This is a genomic window from Carnimonas bestiolae (assembly GCF_051251145.1).
Lineage (GTDB): Bacteria > Pseudomonadota > Gammaproteobacteria > Pseudomonadales > Halomonadaceae > Carnimonas > Carnimonas bestiolae.
In genome coordinates, this window is sequence record NZ_JBPCZK010000003.1 from 268913 (window position 1) to 287822 (window position 18910).

Genomic DNA, 18910 nt, shown 5'->3' on the forward strand with positions numbered 1-18910 from the left:
ACTTCAGCGCTTGCCCGCTTCCTCGCTATCGTCGTCCGCCAGCAGCAGAACGAAACGCGCGCCTCCCAGCGCGGGTGAGGTAGATACCGATACCCGCCCGCCGTGCCACAGCACGATGCGCTCAACAATCGCCAGCCCCATGCCAAATCCACCTCCCGCAAAGCGCCCGTCAGAAGGACGTGCGCGGCTCGCATCGACACGGGTAAAGGGCTTGAGAATCCGCTTACGCTCGTCCTGAGGGACGCCTTCGCCGTTATCCTCAACCACCACTATGCTGACATGATGACGCTTGCAAAGCGTGATATTCACGCTGTCGACCGTGTGTTGCACGGCATTTTCGATAACGTTTTGAAGCGCACGCTTGAGCATGTGCACATCACCCTGCATGCGGCATTCGTCACCGCCGCTTATTGTGAAGGTAATTCCGTTGGTCACACGCTCAAGCTGCTGCACGATGCCCTCGACCACCGAACGCAAATCGACCGACTCGGAAAAACTGCCGAGCCCGCCACGCGTCGCGCTATCAACCCGCGCGTAGGTGAGAATGTCGTCGATCAGCTTGTCCAGCGACTCGATATCGCCATCCACTTCCAGCAACTGGCGCTGAATGGCATCAGAGCCGCTGACATCGCCGATCATTTGCAATGCGAAGCGAATTCTCGACAACGGCGTGCGAAACTCGTGCGACACCGCCTGAATAAGTTCCTGCTGAGAATGCAGCGCCGCCTGTACCTGAGAGGCCATCACGTTCATGCGACGTGCTACTGGTCGGAAGCGAAGGCTAACGTCATCGGGAGAGAAAGAGTGGGAGCTGCCTTGGAAAAACAGCTCCGCATTGGCCGCGAGTCGCCGCATTGAGCGATTATCGCGCCAGAACAATGCCAGCGTTACCAGCGTTGCCCCGATTCCTCCCAGCACCAGCACCAGTATTGCGATCCCAAAGGACACGCCATTGGCGAATGACGCCGGACCAATCTTTATCCAGCGGTGATCATCAAGAAGGATATAAAAACTGGCGTGGGCATGCGCGTCGATAAGCGCCACGGGATCGCCCAGGTTCAGTCGTTCTATCTGAAGGTCGGAAAGGGCCGTGGGTCGGCCACTGCCAATCGTCATGGGCAGGCCGCTGGCCGCAATCAGACGCGTAAGACGTGCTTCTCGCGCCGCCGGCGGCACACCTTCTACCCAACTGCGCAACATCTGCAAAATATGAGAGGGAAAATCATTGGAAGCCGACACCGACGAGATGGCCAACACCGCCGTTCCATTGTTGATCCTACGGTAAAACGACCAATTGGAGCCGTTGAACGACGCCGATACGCCGGTCCAGCGCAGCAGCGTGCGCTCGCGGAAATTAAGATTGGAAGCCGGAGCGTTGAACAGCGACAGCCCTACCCCCAGCTTCTCTTCGTTGGCGTTTAGCCAACCCGCTCGATCAGACGGCTCTTGGTCTTCGAGCAGATAGGAGATAACGGCGGTAGGCAACGCTGCCAATTGCTCGCGATAGCGAAGGTCGCGTATCGCCTGATAGCCCCACAGCAGCAGTGCACAGATAGCAACGACGACCATTTGCCAAACGAAAATGGTCAGCAGTTGGTTGACGGAGCGGGGCCGGGCGGACATCAGAGCTCTCTAACGAAGAGATAGCCTTTGCTGCGAACTGTCTTGATACGCTGAGGGTGATTGGGGTCATCGCCAATCTTGGGACGAATTCGCGACACCCGCACGTCGATCGAGCGATCCTGACCGTCGTATTTGATACCTCTAAGTGCCGAGAATATTTCTTCGCGAGAGAGAACGCGCCCTGCATTGGAGGCCAAAAACCACAGCAAATCGAACTCTGCACTGGTCAAATCGATACGCTCGGCATTCAGCCATGCTTCGCGCGTGCCCGAATCGATAACCAAATCCTTGAATTCCAGACGCCCTTCCGACGAGCCTCCTTCCAGCCCCTCGGAGCGGCGCATCAACGCCCTCATGCGCGCCAGCAATACGCGCGGCGGCACTGGCTTGGGCACATAATCGTCGGCGCCCATTTCCAAGCCGAGCACTTGGTCCATGTCGTCAGTGCGGGCGGTGAGCATCAGGATTGGGCCGCTATACTGAGGGCGCACGCGCCGACAGATCGAGAGGCCATCTTCGCCCGGCAACATAAGGTCGAGAATGACAAGGTCTGGGCGCAGCGCAAGAATTTGCTCGGCACCCTTCGCACCATCCTGTTCCACGCTTACCTGAAAACCATTACCTTCCAGGTATTCACGCGTCAGTGCTGCCAGACGATCATCATCCTCGATGATCAGAATATGGTCTTGGTGATTCTCCAAAACATGCTCCCAAACAATTACGTACCGTTGACCGCTATGCTTTTCTAACCGTCCAAAAAGCGGAGCATGCGCCCGCAACGCCCCATGGCGCTATCGATGCGATGCCCAACGGCCACCGAGCCGCCGCGTGCAACGCGACTGCCCCAAAATTTTGCCTCATCAGGGCACTAAGCAAGGCAAGCGCCGCCGCATTACCCTATCACAGCCTCAGGTATGCCTCTTCATCTTCGACTCAAACAATCTCGTTTGCGAGGAACATCATGACCTATGCGGAATATAACCATGACCATCGAAAAGGCAATTTAGTTCTTGCCGAATAATCGAAAAAAGCAAACCAATAGAAAATTTTTTAGCGGCGCTACTGCGTTGACTTCTGGGCTCCAGAGCGCTTGTACACCAAATTACACAAGTTAGTCACATCTTATCCACTTGTGGGCGTAGCCGAAGGCCACTATCGTAAGGCTTAAGCGTGCGTCCGGTATAGACTCAAAGCAGCAAGATAGGCCGCGCATGCTTCAAGTGGCAAAGGACAGTATGTGCACGCGCCACGTGCCCCTTGCAGGGGGTGCTAAAGCGGCGCCTCAACGTGCCGATATCGTCACACAGCGAGCCAGCCCCATATACCAGTGCCGATCGCCTGCTTCACGCAGGCGGTCGCAAGAGGATCGACATCATGCGATCGAATATCCAAGAATAAACTGACAACGCATAAACGAGAAACGCCCGGTGTTGCAGCACCGGGCGTTTCCAACAGCTTCGAAGGTTGCAGCCTTCGGAGCGAAATTCAGGCAGGTATCCGACCTCCCCGCTTCATGGCTTTGATAGTGGTCGGATTTCCTGTTCACGTCAACCTCGTGCTTAAAAAAAGTACGAATTGAATGAATCAAGAGGTTCGACCATGGAACGCTACGTCGTTGTATGTGACATCCCTGCCGACACCGAGCGGTTCGAAAAGGTAAATGCTGCGCTTGAGAAAAGCGGCACCTGTACCGCAGTCACCGATGGTACCTGGCTGATCGCAACCACTCTCAGCTCACGCGAACTGTTCCTTCGTTTGCGCATGCACAGCCTGGCCCAGGACACGCTCTATCTGCTGGGCTTCGAGGATGCTCCCGAAGGATTCGGCCCACGCCGCATCAATCAGTGGCTCGACACCACCGAACCTACTCGCTTGCGCGTGGTGGGCGGAACCGAACACCGCTGATTCGCTACTCACAGCGCCTGCCAAACACAAAAACGCTGCCTCATCTGAGCGCAGCGTTTTTTCATGTCATCAGGCACCTTTGAATCAGAAGTGCTACTGCGGGCGCCGCATGTCGAAACGGGCCGCTTCGCTGATCGTAAAATAATCACCCGGACCGCCGCCTCGCGTTAGCGGTTTGGCGCCGACGGTGTCAAAAACACCATCGACGATTAAGCGCTGATCTATATGCACGCCCACCACTTCACCAAGCACCAGCCAACTCTCGATGTCACTGCCGCGGCTATCTTTCAGCTGCACCAACTGGCTTAGACGACACTCAAACGCCACCCGCGCCTCAGCAACTCTTGGCACCGCCACCTCGTGACTAGCTGCTGGCGCAAGCCCCGCCAGCGCGAACTCATCGACCTCCGGCCCCACTGCACTGCATGACAGATTCATCTGTTCGGCAAGCGCTTCGCTGGCCAGATTCCAGACAAACTCACCGGTCGCCTCGATGTTTGCCACGCTGTCCTTACGCCCAACGCTGCTGAAGCCAATAATCGGCGGCACGTAGTTAAAGGCATTAAAGAAGCTGTAAGGCGCGAGATTGAGCGTGCCATCGCTACTGTGCGACGAGATCCAGCCGATGGGACGCGGCGCGATAATGGCGTTGAAGGGGTCATGAGCCAGCCCATGACCATCTTTCGGCTTGTAAAAGTGCATGAAGACGATTCCCTATGTAAAACCACCCGACCAGCGTGGTTAGTGCGCTACGCCACTATCGCAACACCCGAGTCGGCCGGATGTCCAGCAGCGGCGTGTCCTTGACCTCCTCCATCACCGCGAAGGTACGGGTTTCCCGAACGCCGGGCATATCCCATAGCACCCGACCGGCAAACTCACGGTAACCCTCCATGCTGCGGTGACGTGTTTTGAGAAGATAGTCGAAACCACCGGCCACCATATGACACTCGAGAATTTCAGGGCGGTCCTTGATCGCGTATTTGAAATCGTTAAACACGTTGGACACCGTGCGATCCAAAAACACTTCAACGAAAATCAGCAGTGCCGCATCCAGCTTGTTGGGATTCAAGCGCGCTTCGTAGCCCAGGATGAAGCCCTCCCTCGTCAGCCGCTGAACCCGGGCCAGCACGGCGCTCGGCGACAGATTAACCAGCTCGGCCAGACGGGTGTTGGCAATACGCCCATCACGCTGCAATTCGTTAAGAATCTGGACATCCTTGCGATCAAGTTGGTAATCCTGCTCATCGCTCACGAATTTTTCCTTAAAAACTACTCAAATTTTAGTGAATAATTCACCACATATTGCTTGATCATAGGCAAATAAACAAAGAAAGGCCTACCATTCACCCAATTTCCGTGAGTTTGCGCAATGTCCGTCTCCGATCAACTCCCCAATAGTGCCGATAAGAACGCCGCCAATGGTGACTATCAGCCCTTTGCGCACATAACAACGTTCCCCGATCGCTCCGAGCTACGACGGGCGATTACTCGCGCCTGGAGCCTGCCGGAAACCGAAGCAATTCCGACGCTGCTTGATTCAGTCGCGCTTCCCGAAGATCAAACCAAACGCGTCCATGATCTTGCCTACAAAATTGCCGAAGGCTTGCGTAACAGCGAGTCTGCGCGCGGTAAGGAAGGGTTGATTCAGGGACTGCTGCAGGAGTTCTCACTCTCTTCGCAGGAAGGCATCGCCCTGATGTGCCTGGCCGAAGCACTGCTACGCGTACCTGACGCTGCTACCCGTAACGCGCTTATCCGCGACAAGCTTTACGAAGGCGACTGGAAGGCTCACCTCGGCAAAAGCAGCTCGACCTTTGTTAACGCTGCCGCTTGGGGACTCATGATCACGGGCAAGCTGGTGGCTCCGCCCAGCGATAAAACCCTCGGCGCAGGGCTAACTCGCGCGCTAGGCAAGTTCGGTGAGCCGCTGATTCGCAAGGGCATGGATATGGCCATGCGCATGATGGGCGAACAGTTTGTTACCGGCGAAACCATCGAAAAGGCCGTCTCCAACGCCAAGCGCCTTGAGCAGAAAGGATTCCGCTACTCCTACGACATGCTGGGTGAAGCGGCAATGACCGACGCCGACGCTCAGCGCTATATCAAGGATTACGAGACCGCCATCGAAGCGATCGGCAAGGATTCGGGCAGCAAGGGCGTCTACGAAGGCCCCGGTATTTCGATCAAACTGTCGGCGATCCACCCGCGCTACTTCCGCGGCCAGTACGACCGTGTTCAGAAAGAGCTCTACCCAGTGCTGCTGCGTCTCGCCAAATTGGCCAAGCAGCACAATATCGGCCTGAATATCGATGCCGAAGAAGTTGAGCGTCTCGAACTGTCGCTTGATCTGCTTGAGCGCCTCTGCTTCGAACCTGAGCTGCAAGGCTGGGAAGGCATTGGTTTCGTTGTGCAGGGTTATCAGAAGCGCTGCTTCTACGTCATCGACTACATTGTTGATCTTGCCAAACGCAGCAACCATCGCCTGATGATTCGTTTGGTTAAAGGCGCTTACTGGGATACTGAAATCAAGCGCACTCAGGTGGAAGGTATCGACGACTTCCCGGTGTTCACCCGCAAGCCTTACACCGATATTTCGTATGTCGCATGTGCACGCAAGCTGCTCGATGCGCAGAAATACATCTACCCACAGTTTGCGACCCACAACGCGCGCACCGTCGCGACCATTTATGAAATGGCCGACCCAGCCACCTATTATCGTGGCCAGTACGAATTCCAGTGTCTGCACGGAATGGGCGAGCCGCTTTACGGCCAGATCGTCAGCAGCGACAAACTTGATCGCCCCTGTCGTATCTATGCACCGGTAGGCAGCCATGAAACGCTGCTCGCTTACCTGGTCCGTCGCTTGCTTGAAAATGGCGCCAACACTTCCTTCGTTAACCAGGTGGCTGACCCCAGCCTGCCGCTCGAATCGCTGATTCTTGACCCTGTCGCGCAAGCACAACGCTGGGCGGAAGAAGAAGGTCAGCTAGGTCGCTCTCATCCCCACATTACTACCGCGGGCACCTTGTACGGCAATGTTCGCCCCAACTCTCGCGGTATGGAGCTTACCAGTGACGATCAGTTGGAAGCGCTGGAAAAAGGCCTGATTGAAAGTGCTTCCGGCCAGATCGACGGTGCACCGATTGTCGCCGCCTCGCTCACTTCAACCGAAGGCGAGCGCATCGACGTTATCAATCCGTCCGATCACAGCGATAAAGTGGGCAGCGTGCGCCAGATCGCCTCGGCCGACGTTGAGCGCGCCGTTCAGACGGCCGCCGACTTCGCACCGGAATGGGCCGCTTATGCGCCTGAAAAGCGTGCTGAAATACTGGATCGCGTCGCCGCGCTGATTGAGGAAAAACGCGAAGAGCTGATGGGCATCGTGGTGCGTGAGGCAGGAAAAACCTACTCCAACGCACTGGCGGAAATTCGCGAAGCGGTCGATTTTCTCTATTACTATGCGCAGCAGGTACGTAGCTCATTCGACAATGCCTCGCACAAGGCACTGGGCCCGATTACCTGTATCAGCCCATGGAACTTCCCGCTAGCAATCTTCACCGGCCAGGTGGCAGCGGCACTGGCCGCCGGCAATACCGTACTTGCCAAGCCCGCCGAGCAGACCACGCTGATTGCCATCCGCGCGGTTGAGCTATTCCTTGAAGCGGGTATTCCGCGCGAAGCATTGCAGCTGATTCCCGGTGAAGGCAGCAAGGTAGGACCGCTGCTTACCGACGACGAGCGCATTCAAGGCGTGATGTTCACCGGTTCTACCGAAGTTGCTCGGCTGCTACAGCGTACGCTTGCCAAGCGTCTTGGCAATAACGGCAAACCCGTACCGCTGATCGCCGAAACCGGTGGCCAAAACGCGATGATTGTCGATTCGTCAGCACTGCCAGAGCAGGTCATTCGTGACGTCGTCATGTCTGCCTACGACAGTGCCGGCCAGCGATGTTCTGCGCTGCGCGTGCTGTGTGTGCAGGAAGACGTAGCCGAACGCACGCTCGATATGCTCAAGGGGGCAATGCGAGAACTGCAGTTGGGCGATCCCATGCAGCTGGCGACTGATGTCGGCCCGGTTATCGACGCCGAAGCGCGCGACAACATCAATCGCCACATCAGCACCATGCGTAGCAAAGGCCGCACCGTGCATCAGCTCAACCTTAATGGTGAAAGCGCCCAGCGCGCTGCCGACGGCGCAGGCACCTATGTGCCGCCCACGCTGATTGAGCTTGACTCTATCGCCGATCTTGAGCGCGAGGTGTTTGGCCCGGTACTGCACGTTGTGCGCTACAAACGTGAGCATCTGGGTGATTTGCTGAAGCAGATCCGCGATACCGGTTACGGCCTGACCATGGGCGTGCATACCCGTATCAACGAAACCATCGACTATGTTGCCACCCACTCGCACGTGGGTAACTTCTACGTTAACCGCAACATGGTAGGCGCTATTGTTGGCGTACAGCCGTTTGGCGGTGAGGGGCTTTCCGGTACTGGACCCAAAGCCGGCGGCCCGCTCTACCTCTACCGTTTGCTTGCTGAGCGCCCTGAAGGCGTGCTGGCATGGCCATTCGGCACTCGTGAAAGCACCTATGCAACGCCTACGTCTCACGACCAGCGCTCGGAAAGAGAAGTCACCCAACTGCGCAACTGGGCATCTGACAAAGGCATCGACTTTGCCAAGGCAGACGAGCCGTTCTTCGGCCCCGACGTGTATGGCTTGCCTGGCCCCACCGGTGAAGGCAACACCTACCGCACACTGCCACGCGAGGCAGTATTGAGCGTCGCTGACACTCAGGAGCAGTACCTGATCCAGCTCGAAGCGGTGGTCAAGGCAGGCTCGCATCTGGTGTGGGACGCATCCAGCCGAGTACCTGCCAAGCTGTACCAGGATCTGCCGGAAGCGCTGAAGAAATTCATCACGCTAAGCCGCCAGCCGCTCAAGGCAGACTTCGAGATTGCGCTTCACCACGGTAGCAAGGAGTCGCTATTGACGCTGCAACAGGCGCTCGCCGAGCGCGATGGCGCCATTGTCATCGTCACCTCGATGGGCGAAGGCACTGCACTGGTACCGCCAGAACGGTTGATGGCCGAGTGCTCCACCAGTGTCGACACCACCGCGGCCGGTGGTAACGCCAGCCTAATGACAATGGACTAAACGCCGTCTGTTTCCTCTCTCTATGACCCCGCTGTCATTTTGCCGGAAGCCCAAAAGCTTCCGGTTTTTTGCGCAATAACATGGCCGATAGATGCCCATAGAGGGGCGGAAAGAGGCTCTGGGCGGGCTTCGCTAGCGAATTCTTCAGTGCGCGGCTACACTGCTCGAACACGTCAAAAGAAAGTCACCTCTACTACTTGAAATTGCAGCTGATCGGGCGCAAGTTTAGGGGATAGGCAACTTTCTAACTGTGGCAGGGTGGTCGCACAAGCTGTCACCTCATTCTCAAGCGAGAAGGATAATTCACATGAGCAGTGCAAATCCGAGCAATATCAATGAAGTAAAAGCTGGCGATCTCTTCGCAACACGCATCGGCCTCAGTGATGACACCCGCGCCAAGGTAGTGGCTATCATCAACCAGCGTCTGGCCGATCTTATCGATCTTCAGTTGGTCATCAAACAGGCTCATTGGAACCTCAAAGGCACCAACTTCATCGGCGTTCACGAAATGCTCGACGGCTTCCGCGCTGAAATCGACGGCTTCGTTGATTCCGTAGCAGAACGTGCTACCCAGTTGGGCGGTACTGCTTTCGGTACCGTTCAGGCAGTAAGCCAGAGCACTAGCCTGAATGCCTACCCCACCACCATCCATCAGGTAGAAGACCACCTGAAAGCGCTGGCAGATCACTACGGTGATTCAGCCAACCTGGTGCGCAAGGCAATTGATGACACCGACGAACTGGGCGATCAGGACACCTCTGACCTGTTCACCGAAGTGTCTCGTGGCCTCGACAAGAACCTTTGGTTCATCGAAGCACACCTGCAGAAGTAATCTGCACGCGAAAGCTGACACGCTTTCCAATAAAAACCGGAGCCCCTGGCTCCGGTTTTTTATGCGTTTCGCTGGCTGAAGGAGAATGCTTCTTCTAGCCAGCAGCGCGCAAGCGATCCGCCGCTTTCAGCAACAGCGCAGCAGTATTCTCCCAGCCCAGACAACCGTCGGTGACGGATACCCCATAGCGCATATCGCTTGAGATCGACTGTTTGCCCTCTTCCAAATGGCTTTCGATCATTACGCTATGGAGGCTTTTTTCGCCGAGCAAACGCTGACGTATAACATCATCGAACACTGACGGCTGTCGTGCGGGGTCCTTGAGGCTGTTGCCATGGCTACAGTCCACCATAATGCTGGGAAGGTAGCCCGCCTGCTCGAGCGCCGAGCGCGCAAGCGCGATACTTTGCTCGTCGTAATTGGGGCCGCTGCGTCCACCGCGCAGCACCATGTGAGTATCCGGATTACCCAGGGTAGTGAGCATAGCGGGCACGCCGGCATCGCTAATACCGAAGTAGCGATGGGCGTTGGCGGAGGCACCAATCGCATCGCACGCAGCACCGAAGGCACCATCAGTGCCATTCTTGAAACCGGTCGGGAACGGTAACCCGCTCACAAGCTCACGGTGAATCTGCGATTCAGTCGTGCGCGCCCCAATCGCGCCCCACGCCAGCAGATCAGAGAAGTAGCCGGCCACCATCGGATTCAGCAATTCGTTGGCAAGCGGAACACCACGCTCCAACAGCTCGATCATTAGCGCACGGCTTATCTCAAGCCCCGACGCCATATCATCGCTGCCATCAAGGAACGGATCGTACACCAGCCCCTTCCAACCCACTGTTGTGCGCGGTTTCTCAACATAGGCGCGCATCACTAATAGCAGTTGATCATCGACCTGTTGCGACAACGACGCCAAACGCTCGGCGTATTCAATGGCTGAACGGCGCTCATGCAGCGAGCATGGCCCTACTACGACAAGCATGCGTGAATCGCGGCCATTAATGATGTCGCGAATCTGCTCGCGCTGCTGGGCAATACGCCGCGTCATTTCAGTGCTCAGCGGGAACTGATCTCGCAAGCCATCAATACTAGGCAATTGCCCATTCTGGACAGGCATTGACGTAACAGGTTCAGTGGTGTCGGTGGTCATAAGTTCGGTTCCTTGATATCAGCGCTTTGCAGGCGCCGCTGGATTCAATGTCGTGTTCGTGAAGAAGGAGCGGAGGAGCGTTGGCCACGCAACGAGACTGCGTAAGGCCGCCAATGCGCGCTGAATCGAAATTCGAGAAGACGGTTAAAATAATAAGCAGTGGCAAAAGTCATGGTGATCTCCTATCTAGCGAATCAGGCAGTGGCTGCACCAAAAGTAAAACCCCGGTCAGGAAGCCTGACCGGGGTTTTGCTGTAACGGTATCAGGCGGCCTCTAGTGGGCACGCCTGTGGGTATTAGGCGTGCCTGTGGCTAAACCAATACCCAAAATAGTTAACGCCGCCGGAGGCAGCGCTTTTCTCGTTACACAACGCGAGCACAGTGCGCGCTTCCTTCTGGAGGCACGAACCAAGCATGGGACTCTGGAGCAAAATTGACGCTGCCATAGTGTACTCTGCGTTAGTTTACGTTGATGTTGAGTAATTGCCGCTAGCACCGCTACCTACCGCGCTAGGCAATGAGATTCCAATAATACTCTGAACACTTTCCAGAGCAAGCAGATTCTAAAACTTATTCAGCCTGAAATAACTTCGCTACCCCACCGGAAGTGCCTACAGGCGAATGCTGCCCACCCACATTAACGAGGCCGGGCGATCACCAAATTGCCGCGGCATTTGGGTTACGACAGTCCCCTGAGCGGTATCAACGCTTCTCACACTGACTGAACGCCGATGCCCCATGGCGAAGAAGTATTCGGCCAGCGATGGCGATTGCCTGATAACACCCCCACCCATACCGCCATGTGATCTGGTTAATCAGCCCGGCTATTTTACGCCTCGTCCACCATCAACCGGCAGTACGGTGCCAGTCACAAATCGAGCATCCAGCAGATAGCGTACGCTATCCCACACCGCAGAAGGCCCCGGCAATACGTCGAGTACCGACTTGCGCTTGAGCTTCTCGATGTAGCTGGCGTCGTCGCCGCGATTCAGCATGATAGAAGCTGGCGCTATCGAATTAACCTTGATATCAGGCGCATAGCGGGTGGCAAATGACTGGGCAAGATTGGCAAGCCCCGCTTTCGATGACGCATAGGCTGAATGCCGACGCGAGCCATGCGCGGCCGAATAATCGGTAATGTGAATGATATCAGCCAGCGGCTCTGGTCCGGCCAGCAGTAGCTCACGGCAGTGGGTATTAATGAGCATGGGCGCTTGCATATGCACGCGAAACATCTGCTCGTAGGCTTTGGCACTCTGCTCGATATCGTCGGGACTATCAGGCTGCCAGATCGAAGCGTTGTGAATGATGGCGCGTAACCGCGACGTGCAGCCCTTCAAACGCTCGATAAAATCGATAATACCCGCGGTGCTTGAGAAATCAGCCTGAAGCGCAATAGCGCCTCGCGCGCGCATTGCGTCCACTGCATCGCGCTCGCGCAAGTAGGTAATGATAACGGGCGAACCCTCATCGAGCAGACGCTCGGCGATGTAGCGACCGAGCCGCTGCGCGCCGCCGGTAATCAGAACAGGCGATTGAGGCATTAGCGCGTTGAGTCCTCAGCCGCCGGTCTTGGGGCATAGCTGAAGACGTCGGAGAAGACTCGCTCAGTGAGCGGCTCGATGGCTTCGAGCGCATCAACGACCGCGTACACCATGCCCGGCGATCCCGAAATGTAAACGCTGTAGTGCTGGGTAGCCGTTAGGGTATTCGCCAATGCCTGATCGATGCGCTCGACCAGAAATTCGAGTTCGTCCTGCTCATCGGCGCCGGGCTGGTGCTCCTCTACCACAGGGTGATAGTGAAGATTAGGGTAGCGCTGCGCCCACTCGCGGGGCAGATGATCCATATACAGGTCGCGCGAGCTGCGCGCGGCCCACCATAAATCAATATGGTGATCTGGGTCGTGGGCCAGCACCGCTTCAGTAATCGCCTTCATTTGAGCGAAGCCAGTACCGGCACCTACTAACAGCAGCGGGGCTGAATCCCCCAAGCGGAACACCGTATCGCCCTTGGGCAGACGAATATCCAGCGTTTTGCCCACTTCCAGCACCTTGCGCAGCGCAGTATTACTTTTACTCTCTTCAACGCGCAGGATATGTAGCTCGATCAGGCCGTCGCCACGATAGGCGTTGGCGATGGAAAACGGCACCCATTTCGGCGTGCCGTCGACCTCTATTGATATTTCCAGATACTGCCCTGGCGCGTGGGCGACTCCCTTTCCCTCGAGGCGCAGGAATATGCGCAGCACATCGGGAGCGAGAGTTTCAATGCTGTCAATTGTCGCGTTGGTGGTTGTCACGCTCATGCTGCATATCCGTCTGATTGGGTGAATGCGTTAGCCAGATAGCCGCAGCGGCTTACCAATGCGGGGTCCAACCAACGCGCTATCGCTCGAGCCCGTACTCGCTCCAGCGCCGCGTTACAGTATCTTTTATCTGCTCATCCATCTCGATGGGGACGCCCCATTCGCGACTGGTTTCTCCAGGCCATTTAGAGGTGGCGTCCATGCCCATTTTGGAGCCTAGCCCACTTACCGGAGAGGCGAAATCAAGATAGTCGATGGGGGTGTTTTCGACCATAACCGTATCTCGAGCGGGGTCCATACGCGTGGTAATGGCCCAAATAACGTCTTTCCAGTCGCGCGTGTTGATATCGTCATCTACCACAATAACAAACTTGGTGTACATGAACTGGCGCAGGAAGCTCCAAACGCCCATCATCACCCGTTTCGCGTGTCCAGGGTACTGCTTTCGCATCGATACGACGGCCATCCGATAGGAGCAGCCTTCCGGAGGGAGATAAAAGTCGATGATTTCAGGGAACTGCTTGCGCAGAATGGGAACGAATACTTCGTTTAGCGCCAGCCCCAATACAGCCGGTTCGTCCGGCGGTCTGCCGGTATAGGTGGAGTGATAAATCGCCTCGCGGCGATGGGTAATGCGCGTCACCGTGAACACGGGGAAGGTATCGACTTCGTTATAATAGCCGGTGTGATCGCCAAAGGGCCCTTCGAGGGCAACATCATCAGGGTAGATAAAGCCTTCGAGCACAATCTCGGCGGAGGCTGGCACCTCAAGATCGGCATGCCCGCAGCTCACCAACTCGGTTTTACTGTTACGCAGCAAACCAGCGAAGGCGTACTCCGAGAGAGTGTCGGGCACAGGGGTAACGGCCCCTAAAATGGTTGCGGGATCGGCGCCCAGCGCCACTGCAACAGGAAAGGGCTCGCCAGGATGCTGCTGCTGCCAATCGCGGAAATCGAGCGCCCCACCGCGGTGAGACAGCCAGCGCATGATAAGCCGATTGCGGCCTATTTTCTGCTGACGATAAATGCCCAGATTCTGGCGCTTGCGATGCGGCCCGCGCGTTACCACCAAAGGCCAGGTGACCAAAGGACCGGCATCGCCCGGCCAGCAGTGCTGAATCGGCAAACGGTCGAGATTGACGTCGTCGCCCTCTAGCACCACTTCCTGACAAGCGGCCTTGCGCACACGTTTGGGGCCCATGCTGAGCACTTTCTTCAGCAGCGGCGCTTTCTCCCACGCATCGCGCATGCCCTTGGGCGGATCAGGCTCCTTCAGGAAGGCCAACAGCTCGCCTACTTCGCGCAGCTTGAACACATCCTCCTGCCCCATGCCCAGCGCAACGCGACGCGGCGTGCCAAACAAATTGGCCAGCACCGGCATATCGTGGCCGCGCACGTTTTCAAACAGCAGCGCAGGGCCGCCGTCGCGCAGCACTCGGTCGCAAATTTCGGTCATTTCAAGGTGGGCGTCCACCTCAGCCGAAATCCGCTTGAGTTCGCCCATTTCCTCGAGACGCGCGATAAAGTCGCGTAGGTCCTTGTATTGCATGCCTTCCATCCAACCCAGCGTACCCGACGGATATCGTCCGCCGCGGCACAGCGATTTTCACGCCTTTAGCAACATCACGTTGCGGGCACGTTACCCTGCAAATAAAAAGGGGCGAAGCATCATAGCATTCGCCCCTTCCTGCGCCTACAGCACGGCTGTTCGGCGTATAAGCGCTAACGCTTAGCGGCGCTTCATTGCCTCGAAAAACTCATCGTTGGTCTTGGTATCCTTCAGACGCTCGATAAGGAACTCGGTTGCCGCAACATCGTCCATCGGGTTCAGCAGCTTGCGCAGAATCCACATGCGCTGCATTTCTTCTTCCGAGCACAGCAGGTCTTCGCGACGCGTGCCCGAACGACGGATATTAATGGCCGGGAAGACGCGTTTTTCAGAGAGTTTGCGGTCGAGGTGGGCTTCCATGTTACCGGTGCCCTTGAACTCCTCGAAAATCACTTCGTCCATCTTCGAACCGGTATCGACCAGCGCGGTAGCGAGAATGGTCAGACTGCCGCCCTCTTCGATGTTACGTGCCGCACCAAAGAAGCGCTTGGGCTTCTCGAGCGCATGCGCATCGACACCACCGGTCAACACCTTGCCAGAAGAAGGCACTACGGTGTTGTAGGCACGCGCCAAGCGGGTAATGGAGTCAAGCATGATGACAACGTCTTTCTTATGCTCGACCAGTCGCTTGGCCTTCTCGATCACCATTTCTGCTACCTGAACGTGACGCGCGGGCGGCTCATCGAAGGTGGACGCAACCACTTCTCCGCGCACCGTGCGCGACATTTCAGTCACCTCTTCGGGGCGCTCGTCGATCAGCAGCACAATCAGGTAACACTCAGGATTGTTGCGCACGATGGCATTGGCCACGTTCTGCATCATCATGGTTTTACCAGCCTTGGGCGGCGAAACAATCAGGCCGCGCTGGCCTTTGCCGATTGGCGAGGTCAAGTCGATGATGCGCGAGGTCAAATCCTCGGTCGAGCCGTTGCCAATTTCCATGGTCAGCCGCTCATCGGGGAACAGCGGCGTCAGGTTCTCGAAGAGAATCTTGTGTTTGGAGTTTTCGGGACGATCGAAGTTGATCTGGCTGACTTTCAGCAGCGCGAAATAGCGCTCACCTTCCTTCGGCGGACGAATCTTCCCGGAGATGGTGTCGCCCTTACGCAAATTGAAGCGACGGATCTGGGAAGGCGATACGTAAATATCATCGGGACCAGCCAGATAAGAGCTGTCCGCACTTCTCAAGAACCCAAACCCGTCCTGCAGGATTTCAAGAACGCCGTCACCATAGATGTCCTCGCCGCTTTTAGCGTGCTTTTTGAGGATGGCGAAGATAATGTCCTGCTTGCGCGAGCGGGCGACGTTATCAATGCCCATGCTCTGCGCGAGTTCGAGCAGTTCCGGAACGGTTTTTTGCTTAAGTTCAGTTAGATTCATTGGCTTGTTTCAAAGAGAGAAAGGGCTGATTCATCAGCGAGGCATATTGGGAAGATTCGTGCCGCTTGGCACGCTACAGAAACATTGAGGGAATTGGCCTTCACGCTCGTTAGGTACGCGCGAAATGTCGGCAGAACGTGCATCGGCTGCGAGTATCAGAGGCAGGGGATTTAGCACGTTGCATTGCCTACAGGCATCGATTTACCCGCGACATTGGAACTGATGGAAAACATAGCGATAAACGCTCTATCTGCAATTGCGCATCCTCAAACAACACAGGGGCAAATAAGCGGATGGACCTGGGAACTAGCGAGAAGCGAACGATAAATTGGGATATCGACTGACTGAACGCGTCAGGGAGATTCCAGGTGAAATCGGCTGCAGAGGCCGTTGGGAGCACCAGAGCGGGCTAACTGCAGGAATAGTATGCAACACAGAAACACAACGCAAGAGGAAAAACGAAAATTACCTAAAGCTACTCTTATTGCGCCCTACCACTACGCCAGACGCTACTCATCAATGTCTGCTACAGCGCTGGCTTTCCATCCATCGGCACACAACGTCCACTGTTCGCTCAGCAATGCGATGGGCTCATCGCTCTGCCCCTGACAGTATACCACCCCCACCCAACAACGCTTCCAGGGCGGAATATCAGCCTCCTGCAACAGGCTTTTGACACGTCGGCGATGCGACCTGATCCGCAACCGCTCACCGCCCTGTCGCGGCACGCAGATTAGCTCGCGGCAAACCGCGCCTTCACCTTCATGCGCGTTTTTGCGTTCTAACTGCCACTGCACCAACAGCCGCTGCCAATGATCACTCGCTGGGGCTGCACCCGCGCGTTCCAGATAGAGCCGCCCCCGCCACACCCGGGCGACCACATCGGCCCATCTAACCTCGGCCACTTTATCGGACCGCGCCGACAGCTGTAGAAGCAATTGCGCCATCACCACGCGGGGCGGCGTTGCGAAACGCAGCAGGGTGAGCGCATGACGAATCACCAGCGCTGCGCGCGCGTTGCCTAAGCCCAGCAAAGCGGCTTGATCGAGCACTCCTGCAGCCAACTCGATATCGACCAGATCTTGTGCCGCGTATTCGGCCAGCAGTTGGCGCTGCTCGCCAAGCTGTTCGGCACAGGCCGACAAAGAGCCTACCGCCTGTGGCCACTCTTTTTCCAAGGCAGGAATCACGCAACGGCGCAGATAATTACGGGAAAACTTCAGGCTATCGTTGGAAGGATCTTCTATCCACAGCCACCCGAGCTGGCGCGCGATCGCCTCCAATTCAGCCCTGCTGTGAGCAAGCAAGGGGCGCTGCAAGATTCCCTCGCCCAACGGGCGCTGATGCGGCATCGCAGCAAGCCCACTCAATCCACTACCGCGCAGGCTACGCAGTAAGAAAGTTTCGGCTTGATCGTTGCGATGGTGGGCCAGCCAGATAACCTCGTTGGCAGCCATGCAGTCGCTGAACGCACGATAGCGCGCCTCGCGAGCGGCCGCTTCTAGCCCTTGTCCGCTCTCGTTTACCTCTGGGTGCAGTACCGTCAGCGCAATGCCGACCTCTTCGCAGAGCTGGCGACAAAACTGCTCGAACGCTAACGCCGCCGGTTGCAGTTGGTGATTAACGTGAACGGCTGCCAGTGCTGGCACCGGTCGGCCTTGCTGCTGTAAGCGCTGGCGGGCAGCGATGCTCAACCGCAGCAGGCAAACGCTGTCTAGCCCACCCGACAGCGCCAGCCATACTCTGGGATGCTCAGCCACAGACAACAACGCTGCCTCAAGCGAAATGTCACTTGGGGCAGCGTGAAGGAAGGTCATGAGGCGGCGCTGAAATCAGGCGGGAGCGCCGAAACTCATCAGGCGCTGGTAGCGTCGATCGAGCAACTCGCTGTGATCAAGCTTTTGCAGCTTATCAATGGTAGCCGTCAGCGATTCCTTGAGGCTTTCCGCAGCGCCCTGCGGACGACGATGCGCACCGCCCAACGGCTCCTTGATAAGTGTATCAACGAAGCCCAGCTCCTTGAGCTGCGAGGCAGTGATACCCATTGCCTGCGCCGCGTCAGAGGCGCGCTCGGCGCTCTTCCACAGGATGGAAGCGCAGCCTTCCGGCGAAATAACCGAATAGGTGGAGTACTGCATCATCATCAGCTCATCGCACACGCCGATGGCAAGCGCACCACCGGAGCCACCCTCGCCGATAACCGTCGAGATGATCGGCGTTTTGAGCCGCGACATCACCGCCAAGTTATAGGCGATGGCCTCGCTTTGACCGCGCTCTTCAGCATCGATACCAGGATAAGCGCCAGGCGTATCGATGAAGGTGAGCACCGGCATTTTGAAGCGCTCAGCCATTTCCATCAGGCGAATGGCCTTACGGTAGCCTTCGGGGCGCGGCATACCGAAATTACGCTTCACCTTGTCTTTAACGGTACGCCCTTTCTGATGTCCGATAAGCATTACCGGCTTGTCATCAAGCCGCGCAATGCCACCAATCAACGCGTAGTCGTCGGCGAAGGCACGGTCGCCGTGCAGTTCGTCGAATTCGGTAAAAATGTTGTCAACGTAATCCAGCGTATAGGGGCGCTGGGGGTGGCGCGACAGCTGCGACACCTGCCAAGGAGTTAGCTCGCGGAAAATCTGCTCGGTCAACTTGCGGCTTTTATCTTCCAGCCGGCCGATCTCTTCGGACAAGTTGATGTTGCTGTCGTTACCTACCAGACGGAGTTCTTCAATCTTATCTTGAAGTTCCGCGATAGGTTGCTCGAAGTCCAGATAATTGGGATTCATAGGGCGTGTCTAAAAGCTCTGACAAAGGGCCGATAGCCGCGCGAACGCAGCGCCAAACCGGCATGTTTGAGGGAGCCATACAACCTCCCCCGGACACAAAGTGAAACATTATCCCATGCCTGACACTTAACGAAAAGCCGTGCAGCGTCGAAGCAGTAG

At 56.7% G+C, this 18910-nt stretch carries 14 protein-coding genes; 3 read left to right on the plus strand and 11 right to left on the minus strand.

The window, feature by feature from the left end:
* Positions 1 to 3: 3 nt before the first annotated feature.
* Both R84865_RS06135 and R84865_RS06140 read right to left on the minus strand, forming a co-directional pair.
* On the minus strand, positions 4 to 1623 hold the full coding sequence (locus R84865_RS06135; RefSeq protein ID WP_435639122.1) for an ATP-binding protein: 1620 nt from the start codon (positions 1621 to 1623) through the stop codon (positions 4 to 6).
* Positions 1623 to 2324: a winged helix-turn-helix domain-containing protein gene (locus R84865_RS06140; protein ID WP_435631145.1), complete on the minus strand. Its 702-nt coding sequence runs from the start codon at positions 2322 to 2324 to the stop codon at positions 1623 to 1625. Before R84865_RS06140 ends, R84865_RS06135 begins: the two co-directional genes overlap by 1 nt.
* Before the next feature lie 898 nt (positions 2325 to 3222).
* On the opposite strand from R84865_RS06140, the gene R84865_RS06145 reads away from it, so the two are divergent.
* Positions 3223 to 3528, plus strand: a complete 306-nt coding sequence (locus R84865_RS06145) for a hypothetical protein (protein ID WP_435631146.1) — start codon at positions 3223 to 3225, stop codon at positions 3526 to 3528.
* Positions 3529 to 3621: 93 nt separating this feature from the next.
* Here the strand turns inward: R84865_RS06145 and R84865_RS06150 are convergent, their stop codons facing one another.
* Positions 3622 to 4230 carry a flavin reductase family protein gene (locus R84865_RS06150; protein ID WP_435636466.1) on the minus strand — a complete coding sequence of 203 codons (609 nt, stop codon included), beginning with the start codon at positions 4228 to 4230 and terminating at the stop codon, positions 3622 to 3624.
* Positions 4231 to 4285: 55 nt separating this feature from the next.
* Positions 4286 to 4783 (minus strand): Lrp/AsnC ligand binding domain-containing protein, encoded by a 498-nt coding sequence (locus R84865_RS06155; RefSeq protein WP_435631148.1) that lies wholly within the window; start codon positions 4781 to 4783, stop codon positions 4286 to 4288.
* Between the two features lie 117 nt (positions 4784 to 4900).
* Between R84865_RS06155 and putA the strand changes: the two genes are divergently transcribed.
* Both putA and dps read left to right on the plus strand, forming a co-directional pair.
* Positions 4901 to 8686: a trifunctional transcriptional regulator/proline dehydrogenase/L-glutamate gamma-semialdehyde dehydrogenase gene (gene putA / locus R84865_RS06160; RefSeq protein WP_435639123.1), complete on the plus strand. Its 3786-nt coding sequence runs from the start codon at positions 4901 to 4903 to the stop codon at positions 8684 to 8686.
* 307 nt (positions 8687 to 8993) lie between these two features.
* The gene (gene dps, locus R84865_RS06165; protein WP_435631150.1) at positions 8994 to 9518 is read left to right on the plus strand and encodes a DNA starvation/stationary phase protection protein Dps; all 525 of its coding nucleotides are present in this window, start codon (positions 8994 to 8996) and stop codon (positions 9516 to 9518) included.
* A gap of 94 nt (positions 9519 to 9612) precedes the next feature.
* Here the strand turns inward: dps and R84865_RS06170 are convergent, their stop codons facing one another.
* The 7 genes from R84865_RS06170 to accA form a co-directional block, all read right to left on the minus strand.
* Entirely contained in the window at positions 9613 to 10668 is a 1056-nt protein-coding gene (locus tag R84865_RS06170; protein ID WP_435636464.1) for a 3-deoxy-7-phosphoheptulonate synthase, read from the minus strand.
* 824 nt (positions 10669 to 11492) lie between these two features.
* Entirely contained in the window at positions 11493 to 12212 is a 720-nt protein-coding gene (gene folM, locus R84865_RS06175) for a dihydromonapterin reductase (RefSeq protein WP_435636463.1), read from the minus strand.
* Complete coding sequence (locus tag R84865_RS06180) at positions 12212 to 12976, minus strand: FAD-binding oxidoreductase (RefSeq protein WP_435631153.1); 765 nt, start codon at positions 12974 to 12976, stop codon at positions 12212 to 12214. Before R84865_RS06180 ends, folM begins: the two co-directional genes overlap by 1 nt.
* A gap of 79 nt (positions 12977 to 13055) precedes the next feature.
* Positions 13056 to 14525 carry a 4-hydroxy-3-polyprenylbenzoate decarboxylase gene (ubiD, locus tag R84865_RS06185; protein WP_435639124.1) on the minus strand — a complete coding sequence of 490 codons (1470 nt, stop codon included), beginning with the start codon at positions 14523 to 14525 and terminating at the stop codon, positions 13056 to 13058.
* 180 nt (positions 14526 to 14705) lie between these two features.
* Positions 14706 to 15965 (minus strand): transcription termination factor Rho, encoded by a 1260-nt coding sequence (rho, locus tag R84865_RS06190; RefSeq protein ID WP_025732409.1) that lies wholly within the window; start codon positions 15963 to 15965, stop codon positions 14706 to 14708.
* 509 nt (positions 15966 to 16474) lie between these two features.
* Entirely contained in the window at positions 16475 to 17782 is a 1308-nt protein-coding gene (gene tilS, locus R84865_RS06195) for a tRNA lysidine(34) synthetase TilS (protein ID WP_435639125.1), read from the minus strand.
* A 15-nt stretch (positions 17783 to 17797) separates the two neighbouring features.
* A complete protein-coding gene (gene accA, locus R84865_RS06200; protein WP_435631156.1) occupies positions 17798 to 18751 on the minus strand; it encodes an acetyl-CoA carboxylase carboxyl transferase subunit alpha in 954 nt (317 codons plus the stop codon).
* Positions 18752 to 18910 lie beyond the last annotated feature (159 nt).